The organism is Pseudomonas sp. A39 (assembly GCF_058145955.1).
This window is the reverse complement of the sequence record NZ_JBYVMD010000006.1, coordinates 214,020-225,985: the sequence shown is the minus strand read 5'-3', so window position 1 is coordinate 225,985 and position 11,966 is coordinate 214,020. Positions and strand designations below refer to the sequence as shown.

Sequence of the window (11,966 nt, the reverse complement as noted above, 5' to 3'; positions counted from 1 at the left end):
ATACAAGGACTCGCCCATGAAAGCGTTCGGCAAAATCCTGGGTCTGGTACTTCTCGGGCTGTTGCTGATCATTGTGGCTCTGGGTTTTGCCCTGACCCATCTCTTCGATCCCAACGACTATAAAGACGAGATTCGCCAGATTGCCCGCGACAAGGCCCACATCGAGCTGACGCTCAATGGCGATATCGGCTGGAGCCTGTTCCCGTGGCTCGGCCTTGAACTGCACGAAGCCAGCGTGGCAACCCTGACCGCGCCGACCCAACCGTTCGCCGACCTGCAAATGCTCGGCCTCTCGGTGCGCGTACTGCCGTTGCTGCGCCGCGAAGTGCAGATGAGCGACGTGCGTGTCGAAGGCCTGAACCTGCGCCTCAACCGTGACAAGCAAGGTCATGGCAACTGGGAAGACATCGGCAAGAACGTGACTGAGGCGAGCGTCGGCAGCCCTGGCTCGGTTGAGCAGCCTGTCGAATCCGAACCGGAAAAGCCGGCAAAACCCATCCGCCTGGACATCGACAGCCTGACCATCAACAACGCCCGCGTTGAATACAACGATGAGCAGACCGGCAAACAGTTCAGCGCCGAAAGCATTCAACTGAGCGCCGGTGCGGTGCACGAAGGCGCCAGCATCCCGGTGAAACTCACCGCCTTCTTCGGCAGCAACCAGCCGGTGATGCGCGTCAAGACCGAGCTCAACGGCAACCTGCGGATCCAGCGGGCACTCAAGCGCTATCAGCTCGAAGACATGAAGATCACCGGCGAAGCCACGGGCGAGCCGCTGCAGGGCAAGACCGTGACGTTCTCCACCCAGGGCCAGCTGCTGGTGGACCAGGCGGCCAATATCGCCGAATGGACCAACATGAAGCTGTCGGCCAACCAACTGCGCGCGTTGGGCGAACTGAAGGTCAACGACCTGGACAAGACTCCGCAGCTCAGCGGCGCCCTGTCGATCGCCCAGTTTGACCTGGCCAAGTTCCTCGACAGCGTCGGCCACCCATTGCCGCCGATGGCCGACGGCAGCCTGAGCAAGGTCGAGCTGGTCAGCCGCCTCAAGGGCACGCCGACCAGCGTGGCCCTGGAAGACCTGAACCTGAAACTCGACGGCAGCACCTTCACCGGTCGCGTCGCCGTGGAGGATTTCGCCAAGCAATCCCTGCGCGTTCAGCTCAAGGGCGACACCTTCAACGCCGACAACTACCTGCCGGCCAAGTCTGAATCGGCCAAGGGTGCGGCGGCCGCACGCCAGGCCGAAGTACAGAACAGCGAAGCCGGGGCCATGGCCGCCGGCGGCACCACGCCGCTGCCCGACGCTCCGACCAAAGGCGCCTGGAGCACCGACAAACTATTGCCATTGACCCGCCTGCGCACGCTGGACGTGGACGCCGACCTTGCGTTCGGCCAACTGACCCTGAGCAAGTTGCCGATCCAGAATGCGGTGCTCAAAGCCTCCGGCCTTGATGGCCAGCTCAAGCTCGACACCTTGAGTGGCGGTCTCTACAACGGTAGCTTCCAGGCCAACGGCAACCTTGATGTGCGCCAGGACATTCCCGTGCTGGCGCTGCAGAGCCGGATCAAGCAAGTACCGGTCGAACGCATCCTGCAAGCCCAGGGGCAAACCCCGCCGGTAAAGGGCCAGATCACCCTCGACAGCAACCTCACGGGCCGTGGCAACAGCCAGAAAGCCTTGATCGACAGCCTCAACGGCACCGCCAGTTTTGTGATCAACAACGGTGTGCTGCTCAATGCCAACCTTGAGCAGCAACTGTGCACCGGCATCGCCTTGCTCAACCGCAAGACCTTGAGCAGCACGCCGCAAGGCAAGGACACGCCGTTCCAGGAGCTGAAGGGCAACCTGACCTTCCGCAACGGGGTCGCCAGCAACCCCGACCTGAAAGTGCGCATCCCAGGCCTGACCGTCAACGGTAATGGCGACGTCGACCTGCGTGTTTTGGGCATGGATTACCGCGTCGGCATCATCGTCGAAGGCGACCAGCGTGAAACGCCGGACCCCGCCTGCCAGGTCGGCGCCAACTTCCAGGGCATCGAAGTGCCGCTGCGCTGCCGTGGCCCGCTGGAACTGGGCGCCAAGGCGTGCCGCCTGGACAAGGACGGCTTGACCCAGGTCGCCATCAAGGCGGCCGGCAACAAGCTCAGCGACAAGCTGGAAGAGAAGCTCGACAAGGTGAACCCGCAACTTAAAGACGCTTTGAAGGGCCTGTTCAAGCGATGAGAAACGAGCAGTTTTCAGAGGCCGTACTCGATTGGTACGACCGCCACGGCCGCCATGACCTGCCCTGGCAACAGGGCATCACGCCTTATCGGGTGTGGGTCTCGGAGATCATGCTGCAGCAGACCCAGGTGAGCACCGTGCTCAATTACTTCGACCGATTCATGGCCTCGCTGCCGACGGTCGAAGCCCTGGCCGCCGCGCCGGAAGACGAAGTGCTGCACCTGTGGACCGGCCTGGGTTACTACACCCGGGCGCGCAACCTGCAAAAGACCGCGAAGATTGTCGTGGCCGAGTACGGTGGTGAGTTTCCCAGGGACGTCGAAAAGCTGACCGAACTGCCGGGCATCGGCCTGTCCACCGCCGGCGCGATCGCCAGCCTGAGCATGGGACTGCGTGCGCCGATCCTCGACGGCAACGTCAAACGCGTACTGGCACGTTTTACCGCACAAGAGGGCTACCCCGGCGAACCCAAGGTGGCCAAGCAGCTGTGGGCCACCGCAGAACGCTTCACGCCGCATGATCGCGTCAATGCCTACACCCAAGCAATGATGGACATGGGCGCCACCCTCTGCACCCGCAGCAAACCCAGCTGCCTACTGTGCCCGCTGGAAAAAGGCTGCGAAGCCCACATGCTCGGCCTGGAGACACGCTACCCGATCCCCAAGCCGCGCAAGACCATCCCGCAGAAGCGCACGCTGATGCCGCTGCTGGCCAATGCCGAGGGCGCGATCCTGCTTTACCGTCGCCCTTCCACGGGCCTGTGGGGCGGCCTGTGGAGTTTGCCCGAGCTGGACGACCTGCAAGACCTCGAACACCTGGCCAACCAGCACGCGCTGGAACTGGGCAAGCCACAGGAACTGCCGGGGCTGATCCACACCTTCAGCCACTTCCAGCTCGCCATCGAACCCTGGCTGGTCCAGGTCGAGGAATCCGCCCATCACGTGGCCGAGGCCGACTGGCTCTGGTATAACCTCGCCACCCCGCCGCGCCTGGGCCTTGCCGCCCCGGTGAAAAAACTGCTGAAGCGCGCGGCCGACGTATTGAACGCAGGAGTTTCGTCATGACCCGCACCATTATCTGCCGCAAGTACAAAGAAGAATTGCCAGGCCTGGAACGCCCTCCGTATCCGGGCGCCAAGGGCCAGGACATTTTCGATCACGTCTCCGCTAAAGCCTGGGGCGACTGGCTGAAACACCAGACCCTGCTCATCAACGAAAAACGCCTGAACATGATGAACGCCGAAGATCGTAAATACCTGGCGGGCGAGATGGACAAGTTCTTTTCCGGCGAGGAATACGCCAAGGCCGACGGCTACGTGCCGCCTGCTCAATAATTGATCAAAAACCAGGGTCGGCACGTAAGCGACGGTAATAATTAAATATTTTTTGAAAACTTGCTTGACGACCCCCTGAAAAACCCGTTTAATGCGCCCCGTTGCCCAGATAGCTCAGTCGGTAGAGCAGGGGATTGAAAATCCCCGTGTCGGCGGTTCGATTCCGTCTCTGGGCACCACCTTCAGCTTTCAGGTGGTGTGAACATCACGTGAAAGCATTCAAGAAGCCCGCCCAGTGCGGGCTTTTTGTTGTCTGCAGAAAAGTCGAGCCCACGCGTTACGAACCTATTCGTAATTAAGACCCAAGCCACTCCTAAGAACGCTCTGCATATCACGTCTGGGTTCAGGTGACCCTTATGGAGTGATATGATTCCGCCGCTAGGAAATTTCCTACGCTCGCCTCCTACCTCGGCGACTGATTGGCATCACCACGATCAGAGCTCGGCGATACAAACACGAAATGCAGGCAAGGAAAGCAAGCATAGCGCCACAAATGCTATGTCGGGCATGCAACTCCCCCCACTGGACACCTGCATACCTCGTGATAACACCCACCATTGTTACCTTGGATTCATTTCGCTGGCACAGCTCTATTTGGCCAGCCATTAGGGAAGAGCTCTTTTGACCGCCTTTTCGCCCCTCCCCTTAGTGGTCGATCTCGATGGCACGCTGCTACGTTCCGATTTGCTTCTGGAAACTGGCATGGCCTACGTACGACTTCAGCCATTAAAACTGTTCAAACCCTTCGGGTGGCTGGTCAAGGGCAAAGCAACCCTGAAGGAAGGGCTGGCCTGCGCAACAAATATGGATATCAGCGTATTGCCCTATGACCCCGAGGTCATTGCGCTGATCAAGCGTGAACGTAGCAGTGGGCGACGAATCGTGTTGGCCACTGCCAGTCATTACACCCTGGCCGAACGCATTGCCGAGCACTTGCAACTGTTTGACCAAGTGTTGGCCTCTGACGGTGAACGAAACCTGTCCTCCCATCGCAAGCGCGACTTATTGGTCGAACATTACGGCGAGCAGGGTTTCGACTACGTAGGCAACTCCAATGACGACCTTTCGGTTTGGTCCAAAGCTCGCAAGGCCTACGTTATCAATCCAGAAAGCGGCGTAGAGCGTCGCGCAAAAGCCCAGGGTAATGTCGAACAAGTCATTCACTCAAATCCCGGGGGAGTTAAAGACTGGCTGAAAGCTTTACGCCTGCACCAATGGATGAAAAATCTATTGATCTTTGTTCCGCTGCTGGCAGCCCACCAGCTCACCAATTTCATGCTGCTCTGGCAGGGTGTACTTGCGTTTATGCTGTTTGGGTTATGCGCCTCCAGCGTCTATCTGCTTAACGATCTACTGGATCTAGCCGACGATCGCCACCACGCAACCAAGCGCAAGCGCCCATTTGCATCCGGACGCTTATCGATAAAATCGGGGCTGGTGACCTTCCCGCTGTTACTGATTGGTGCATTTTCCGGCGCCGCACTGTTGCTGCCCTGGCAGTTCGCTGCAACACTCTTGGCCTACTACGTCTTAACTCTTGCCTATTCGTTGTCGCTGAAACGGCACATGGCAATTGACGTTATAGCCTTGGCTAACCTGTACACCATTCGCCTGATAGCTGGCGCGGCAGCATTCAGCCTCGCCCTGACCTTCTGGATGCTGGCGTTCTCCATGTTCATGTTCCTTAGCCTGGCACTGGTCAAGCGCTATGCAGAGCTGCATGAAGCGCGACACAAGGGGCGCACCGGAAAAACGCGAGGACGCGGTTATTACCCTTCGGATCTTGAAATGATTTCATCGCTGGGCGCCGCCTCCGGATACCTCGCAGTGATGGTGCTGGCACTGTATATCCATGACCAGTCAGACAGCGGGCTATATGCTCACCCACAACTGATCTGGATATCCTGCCCCTTGCTGTTGTTCTGGATAACACGAGTGTGGATGCTCACTCACCGCGGACAAATGCATGATGATCCGGTTGTTTTTGCAATTAGGGATCGTGTCAGTCTGATCGTCGGTACGCTTTTCGGTCTCGTATTCTGGATTGCAGCATGAGCGCCCCCCTGTACTCCTGGGGACGGTACCCCGACGCACCACAAACCGCGCACTCCTGCCACTGGCAAAGCGAACTCCCGAGCCTGCTCACAGAGCTGGCCAACACTCATGGCAGCACCCTGCCTTACGGCAACGGGCGCAGCTATGGCGATAGCTGCCTTGCCGCGAGCAGCCAAGCACTGCATATGCGTAGCCTGGACCGCTTTATTCATGTCGATTGGCAGCGGGGGATCGTACAAGCTGAAGCCGGGGTAACACTGGCGGAAATTCTCACCCTTGCGATTCCCCATGGTTGGTTCCTCTCTGTCACGCCCGGCACTCAGTTCGTCACCCTGGGCGGAGCTATTGCCAACGATGTACACGGCAAAAATCACCATGTGCGCGGAACCTTCGGCAATCATGTTCGGTGCTTTGGCTTGATACGTCAGGGTCAAGGCATGCTGAACTGCTCTCCTGATGAAAATCCCGATCTATACGCCGCAACCATCGGCGGCCTGGGCCTGACCGGAATAATCGCGTGGTCAGAAATCCAGCTGATGCCCATCCGTAGCAGCCAGATCGATAGCAGCGTGGTGCGCTTTAGCAACCTGGCGGAGTTCTTCACCCTATCCGCTGAACTGGACCATCAACATGAGTACAGTGTCGCCTGGATAGACTGCCTGGCCAAAGGTGTGAATGCCGGACGCGGCGTGTTCATCGTCGGTGATCACGCGCCGTACGGTTCACTGGAGGTGGATGCCCGCGCCAAGCGCGAAGTCCCGCTGACGCCCCCGATCTCCCTGATCAACAACCTGTCCCTACGTGCTTTCAATGAGGCCTATTGGCGCAGCCATCCCCTCCAGCACACGTTCAAGCGCAGCAGTTACGACACCTTTTTTTATCCATTGGATGGCCTTCTGCACTGGAATCGAATCTACGGCCGCAAAGGATTTCAACAATACCAATGCGTGATTCCTGATGCCGCCGCCGAAGCGGCAACCAAGGAGCTTCTGAGGGTCATCGCCGAGTCAGGCCAGGGTTCGTTTCTCGCCGTGCTTAAACGTTGCGGGAACATTGCCTCACCCGGCCTAATGTCGTTCCCGCTGCCTGGCACCTCACTGGCTTTAGACTTCCCACAGAAGGCCAGCCTTGCAGCACTGTTCGTTCGCCTGGACGACATAGTCCGCAAGGCTGGTGGCCGGCTCTACCCCGCCAAGGATGCCCACATGAGTGGCGTCGATTTCCGCCAGGCCTACCCAGCGTGGGAAAAGCTTGAAGCCCTGCGCGATCCCACTTTGATGTCCTGCTTTTGGAAACGAGTTATCACATGAAACGAGTTTTGATCGTTGGTGCAACCTCCGCTATTGCCACAGCCTGTGCACGCCTCTGGGCGGAGCAAGGCGCCGAGTTTTTCCTGGTAGCCCGCAATAGCGAAAAGCTTGAACAGACACGCAGCGATCTACTGGCGCGCGGAGCCAAAGTGGTTACTTCCTACACCATGGATGTCACTGATTTCTCTGGCCATGCTGAGATGGTGGAGCAGTGTCGTGCGGCCTTGCAGCAGATCGACATTGCTCTGATCGCCCATGGGACACTGCCGAATCAGCGGGCCTGCGAACAAGACGTCGAAACAGCCCTCAGCGAGTTCGCAATCAACGGCACTTCGGTCATCAGCCTCCTCACGCTGCTGGCGAAACAATTCGAGACCCAGCATTGCGGGACACTTGCAGTGATCTCCTCGGTTGCCGGCGACCGTGGGCGCCCTTCCAATTATCTGTATGGCACAGCCAAGGCGGCGGTATCGACTTTCTGTGAGGGCCTGCGTGCTCGCCTGTATAAGGTTGGTGTACACGTGATCGATATCAAACCAGGCTTTGTAGATACTCCCATGACCCAAGGCCTGCCACTGCCCGCCCAACTGGTCGTCAAGCCCGAGCAGATAGCAAAGCGCATCGTCAAGGGCATCGAAAACAAAACGAACGTCCTGTATACCCCAGGCTTCTGGAAAGCAATCATGCTGATAATAAAGCTGGTTCCACAGTTCGTATTCAAAAAAACCAATCTGTAATTTACTGATTCAACAGCCACCTTAACAACCAGTCTTTTCCTCTTCAGGCGGGCTTTCGACAGGGCAGCATTTTAAACATGAATCATCCAAAAAAAATCAACTCAACCTTGTTTTTTATATTCATATTAGCGTTCACTTTCCTTTGCTTTTTTTATTATGACGATCTCTGGTCTGCGTTAGGGGTCCAAATAGTCAAACCTATCTTTAATGACTCCCGAGTCATCACTGCTGGCGCAGAGTCTTACTACCAAGGGTTCGATCCCTTGGTCAGTAATCCGATGATGTGGTCGAAAAATCCGATGAACTATCCAAGGATCTGGCACACTCTTTTTTACTTTGGCCTCAACCAAAGCCATACAATATTGATCGGCTATTTAATGCTGGCCTGTTATTTGGTGGCCGTTTTCCTTCTACTAAAGGTGAGTCGAAATACTCTTACCCATTTCCTGATTACCTGCTGTGCGCTCTCACCTGCAGCTATGCTGGGTGTCGAAAGAGGAAATATTGACTTATTAATTTTCCTGATGGTCACGGTCGCTGCTGTTTATGTAAATAAACGACCACTGCTCACCGCAATAATTCTGATTGCTTCAACTGTCTTGAAGATATTTCCTCTTTTCTGCCTGCCTATCATTGTCATGGCATCAACAAAAAAGAACCTGATCAGAATTTTTGTCATCTCGACACTTGCCTGCCTGGCGTACTTTGCTTTCACTTATCAGGACTTGATCCTGATAAGCAACTCCACACCCCGAGCCGGGGACATCTCCTACGGTAGAAGCGTTTTCGCAAACCGCATGAAGGGTAATATTCCGGCAGAGTTCTCAATCTATGTTGATATCGTCATCAACACGTTATTCCTGGTCGCAACAGCGTGCGCATATTTCATCAGTAAAAAACTGCTGCTGAGCAACTCAGAAGAACTCAACGCCTTGGAAGGCAAAGGTTTTTTTCTTGCTGGCGCACTCATTTATATCGGAACCTTTTTTATCGGGAACAACTGGGACTACCGGTTAATCTTCCTGATGCTGACGGTTCCGACACTCGTCTCCTCATTAAAATTATTCTCAAGCAGCACCGCTCGCCTCTGCACAAAGATCTTTATTACGGCGCTACTACTATCATTCTGGTATCTCTTTTTTGCGAGATACCTGAATGACTATACACAGGCGCGGATCGCCCTTTATTGCTTTGACGAGTCCGTAGATTGGATCATTTATATTTTGTGCCTTTCTTTCGTCTTTAAATTCCTGAGCCTTGGTTTTAAAAAATGAACTTGAACAGTAAAATCGTACTGCCAGGCGGGGCAGGTTTAGTGGGCCAGAATCTAATAGCCAGGCTGATAGCGAAGGGCTACACTCATATAGTAGTGCTTGATAAACATCGGGCAAATCTTGCTACGCTTAAAAAAATCCAGCCAACGATCAACGCTATCTACGCCGACTTGGCGGTGGCGGGCGACTGGCAACAGCACTTCTCCGGCGCCGACGCGGTTGTCATGCTTCAAGCCCAGATTGGCGGAAACGATTTTCAGGAATTTGTGCGTAACAACATAGATTCCACGCGGCTCATTCTTGAGCAGATAAAAATCAATAACATCCCACATCTCGTACACATCAGCTCTTCAGTCGTCGTGTCGGTGGCCGATGACTTTTACACACAAACCAAGAAAACGCAGGAGGAGATGGTACTAGAGAGCGGTATCCCCTGCCCGATACTGCGCCCTACGTTGATGTTTGGGTGGTTTGACCGAAAGCATCTTGGCTGGCTGTCTCGTTTCATGAAAAAGGTCCCCGTATTCCCCATACCCGGCCACGGGCGTTATATGAGACAACCTTTATATGTCGGGGATTTCTGCACTATTATAATCAGCTGCCTGGAGTCGCCTTCAGCCACCGGAATATTTAATATCTCGGGGCACGAAAAAGTTGACTATATTGATATCATTCGCGAAATCAAGCGAGCTACAAAAGTCAATACAATCATCGCGCGCATTCCCTATACACTTTTTTATGGGTTGCTTTGGGTCTGGGGGCTCTTTGATAAAAACCCTCCCTTTACCACGCAGCAGCTCGCGGCATTAAGTGCAAAAGACGAATTTGAAATTATCGATTGGCCGACACTATTCAATGTTTCTTATACTCCATTCTCTCAAGCTGTGGACGAAACATTCAATCATCCGATTTATAGCAAGGTAGAACTGGAGTTTTGAGCATGGGACAACGCATTGCCGTACTAGGCGCAGGCCCCATGGGCCTTGCTGTGGCCTACCAACTGGCAAAGGATGGGCATACGCCAATTTTGTTTGAGGCGGACGATCGTGTCGGCGGGATGACGGCATGTTTTGACTTCGGCGGCTTGGAAATCGAACGTTACTACCACTTTCATTGCACTTCAGACCACGCGTTTCTGGCAATGTTGGATGAGCTGGGTATTGCCGGAAAAATGCGCTGGGTCGAAACCAAAATGGGTTATTGGTACCAAAATCGTCTACAGCCTTGGGGCAACCCCGTTGCCTTACTGAAGTTTCGCGGCCTCGGATTGATCGCCAAGATTCGTTATGGTCTACACGCGTTCCTGTGTACGAAACGAAGCGACTGGACTCCATTGGATAACGTTGAAGCATCAGGATGGATTCGTCGCTGGGTCGGCGAGGAAGCTTGGGAAGTCTTGTGGCGTCGCCTGTTTGACTACAAATTCTACAACTATGCAAGCGGACTGTCGGCCGCATGGATATGGAGTCGAATTCGTCGGATTGGCCGCTCTCGATACAGTCTGTTCCGAGAAAAGCTGGGCTACCTCGAGGGCGGCTCAACTACGCTGTTACAAGCCATGAAAGCGGAAATCGAGTCGCTTGGCGGCGAGGTCCGCCTGGGTGCAAAGGTCGATTGCGTACACATTAGCGATGGCCAGGTTAATAGCGTTGAAATCGCTGGAGTACAGCACGCCTTCGATAAGGTGATAAGCACCATTCCGCTACCCTATGTGCCGCAGATCATGCCCGGTCTACCCATCGAGATACACGAAAAATTCCGCGCACTCAAAAATATCGCCGTCGTTTGTGTAATTGTAAAGTTGCGCAAGGCACTCACCGAAAACTTCTGGCTGAACACAAATGATCCAGAAATGGATATTCCAGGGCTGGTCGAGTACTCAAACCTCCGCCCACTGGATCAACCTATAATCTATGTTCCGTTCTACATGCCTGGCGAACACCAAAAGTTTTCTGATCCAGACGAAGTTTTTATTGCAAAGGTTCGTCAATACCTACGAAAAATCAACCCAACACTCACGGCTGACGATTTTATTGACATTCGTGCGAGCCGTTATCGTCATGCACAACCCATATGCGATCCGGGTTACTTGGAACATCTACCCCCGGCAGCATTGCCGGTTCGAGGGCTATGGGTTGCAGACACCTCCTACTACTATCCTGAAGACCGGGGAATCTCCGAAAGTATTGGTTTCGGTAGACAATTGGCCAAGGATGCTAGCGCGTGCTAAGCGAATTTAGATCAAAGCAATTCTTGATGTTTTTATTGGTTGGCGGCTTTGCCGCAGGCGTAAACTTTGGCTCGCGAATCCTTTATAGCTATTGGATAAGCTTTTCAGCATCCGTCGTAGCGGCCTACATAACAGGGATGATAACGGCCTTCCTGCTGTCCCGGCTATTTGTCTTCACGCAAAGCACCCAGGCAGTTCGACACTCCATTATGTATTTCATACTGGTCAACGTGGTTGCGATTATACAGACTTTAGCTATTAGCCTTTTCCTTGCCTATTCCGTATTACCTGCATTAGGCGTCACACACTTCGTCAAAGAGATATCTCACGCCGTGGGTGTCATCGTCCCCGTGTTCACCAGTTATCTTGGCCATAAGCACTGGTCATTCAAGTAATGACTGACATAGCCTGCCAATGAAACACATAAAACCCGCTTGATGCGGGTTTTTTGATACCCGTGTTTTATAGAATCGATCAAAGATAACCGTGGATCGCCAATCACCCCCGATCCCACATCAACGTAAACACCGCCACCCGCTCCTGATCGGAAATCTGAAACCCCCGCGCCTCGACCCGATCAATCCAACCCTGCGCCGACAGCCTCTCCCCAAAGCGCACCAATCGCCCGTAGCGCTTGAAGACAGCCCTCAACACGTTGATCATCGCCGGGTAGCTGCAGCCACCGTCGAAGCAAATGCTCAACCGGCCAAATCGGGAGCGGCCGATCACGTGGCCACCGTCAGGCCGCTTAACGTCCTTTTTCGTCATATCCATGATGCTTCCAGTACGACAACGCGAAA

11 protein-coding genes and 1 tRNA gene are annotated in these 11,966 nt (G+C 54.7%); 11 read left to right on the top strand and 1 reads right to left on the bottom strand.

Going from position 1 to position 11,966, the window contains the following annotated elements:
* Window positions 1-16 precede the first annotated feature (16 nt).
* The 11 genes from AC3ZU9_RS07145 to AC3ZU9_RS07095 all read left to right on the top strand — a co-directional run bounded on the left by AC3ZU9_RS07145 (window position 17) and on the right by AC3ZU9_RS07095 (window position 11,561).
* Complete coding sequence (locus AC3ZU9_RS07145) at window positions 17-2,227, top strand: AsmA family protein (protein ID WP_046034632.1); 2,211 nt, start codon at window positions 17-19, stop codon at window positions 2,225-2,227.
* Entirely contained in the window at window positions 2,224-3,291 is a 1,068-nt protein-coding gene (gene mutY / locus AC3ZU9_RS07140) for an A/G-specific adenine glycosylase (protein ID WP_012721743.1), read from the top strand. The genes AC3ZU9_RS07145 and mutY overlap by 4 nt, the downstream gene beginning before the upstream one ends.
* Complete coding sequence (locus tag AC3ZU9_RS07135; RefSeq protein WP_012721742.1) at window positions 3,288-3,560, top strand: oxidative damage protection protein; 273 nt, start codon at window positions 3,288-3,290, stop codon at window positions 3,558-3,560. The genes mutY and AC3ZU9_RS07135 overlap by 4 nt, the downstream gene beginning before the upstream one ends.
* A 103-nt stretch (window positions 3,561-3,663) precedes the next feature.
* Window positions 3,664-3,739 (top strand) — tRNA-Phe (locus AC3ZU9_RS07130).
* A 442-nt stretch (window positions 3,740-4,181) separates the two neighbouring features.
* On the top strand, window positions 4,182-5,615 hold the full coding sequence (locus AC3ZU9_RS07125; protein ID WP_093542923.1) for a UbiA family prenyltransferase: 1,434 nt from the start codon (window positions 4,182-4,184) through the stop codon (window positions 5,613-5,615).
* A complete protein-coding gene (locus tag AC3ZU9_RS07120; RefSeq protein WP_093542925.1) occupies window positions 5,612-6,925 on the top strand; it encodes an FAD-binding oxidoreductase in 1,314 nt (437 codons plus the stop codon). The genes AC3ZU9_RS07125 and AC3ZU9_RS07120 overlap by 4 nt, the downstream gene beginning before the upstream one ends.
* Window positions 6,922-7,662 (top strand): SDR family oxidoreductase, encoded by a 741-nt coding sequence (locus tag AC3ZU9_RS07115; protein ID WP_093542927.1) that lies wholly within the window; start codon window positions 6,922-6,924, stop codon window positions 7,660-7,662. The genes AC3ZU9_RS07120 and AC3ZU9_RS07115 overlap by 4 nt, the downstream gene beginning before the upstream one ends.
* A 77-nt stretch (window positions 7,663-7,739) precedes the next feature.
* Window positions 7,740-8,936 (top strand): hypothetical protein, encoded by a 1,197-nt coding sequence (locus tag AC3ZU9_RS07110; protein WP_490090484.1) that lies wholly within the window; start codon window positions 7,740-7,742, stop codon window positions 8,934-8,936.
* Entirely contained in the window at window positions 8,933-9,874 is a 942-nt protein-coding gene (locus AC3ZU9_RS07105) for an NAD-dependent epimerase/dehydratase family protein (RefSeq protein WP_093542931.1), read from the top strand. Before AC3ZU9_RS07110 ends, AC3ZU9_RS07105 begins: the two co-directional genes overlap by 4 nt.
* 2 nt (window positions 9,875-9,876) lie before the next feature.
* The gene (locus AC3ZU9_RS07100) at window positions 9,877-11,166 is read left to right on the top strand and encodes an NAD(P)/FAD-dependent oxidoreductase (protein ID WP_490090483.1); all 1,290 of its coding nucleotides are present in this window, start codon (window positions 9,877-9,879) and stop codon (window positions 11,164-11,166) included.
* The gene (locus AC3ZU9_RS07095) at window positions 11,160-11,561 is read left to right on the top strand and encodes a GtrA family protein (protein WP_093542935.1); all 402 of its coding nucleotides are present in this window, start codon (window positions 11,160-11,162) and stop codon (window positions 11,559-11,561) included. Before AC3ZU9_RS07100 ends, AC3ZU9_RS07095 begins: the two co-directional genes overlap by 7 nt.
* A gap of 103 nt (window positions 11,562-11,664) precedes the next feature.
* Here AC3ZU9_RS07095 and AC3ZU9_RS07090 read toward each other — a convergent pair whose 3' ends face one another.
* On the bottom strand, window positions 11,665-11,940 hold the full coding sequence (locus AC3ZU9_RS07090) for a hypothetical protein (RefSeq protein ID WP_012721740.1): 276 nt from the start codon (window positions 11,938-11,940) through the stop codon (window positions 11,665-11,667).
* Window positions 11,941-11,966 lie beyond the last annotated feature (26 nt).

Bases quoted from the DNA above. Each gene is read 5' to 3' on its own strand.
- AC3ZU9_RS07145 (WP_046034632.1), top strand. From the start codon at position 17: ATGAAAGCGTTCGGCAAAATCCTGGGTCTGGTACTTCTCGGGCTGTTG.
- mutY (WP_012721743.1), top strand. From the start codon at position 2,224: ATGAGAAACGAGCAGTTTTCAGAGGCCGTACTCGATTGGTACGACCGC.
- AC3ZU9_RS07135 (WP_012721742.1), top strand. From the start codon at position 3,288: ATGACCCGCACCATTATCTGCCGCAAGTACAAAGAAGAATTGCCAGGC.
- AC3ZU9_RS07120 (WP_093542925.1), top strand. From the start codon at position 5,612: ATGAGCGCCCCCCTGTACTCCTGGGGACGGTACCCCGACGCACCACAA.
- AC3ZU9_RS07115 (WP_093542927.1), top strand. From the start codon at position 6,922: ATGAAACGAGTTTTGATCGTTGGTGCAACCTCCGCTATTGCCACAGCC.
- AC3ZU9_RS07110 (WP_490090484.1), top strand. From the start codon at position 7,740: ATGAATCATCCAAAAAAAATCAACTCAACCTTGTTTTTTATATTCATA.
- AC3ZU9_RS07105 (WP_093542931.1), top strand. From the start codon at position 8,933: ATGAACTTGAACAGTAAAATCGTACTGCCAGGCGGGGCAGGTTTAGTG.
- AC3ZU9_RS07100 (WP_490090483.1), top strand. From the start codon at position 9,877: ATGGGACAACGCATTGCCGTACTAGGCGCAGGCCCCATGGGCCTTGCT.
- AC3ZU9_RS07090 (WP_012721740.1), bottom strand. From the start codon at position 11,940: ATGGATATGACGAAAAAGGACGTTAAGCGGCCTGACGGTGGCCACGTG.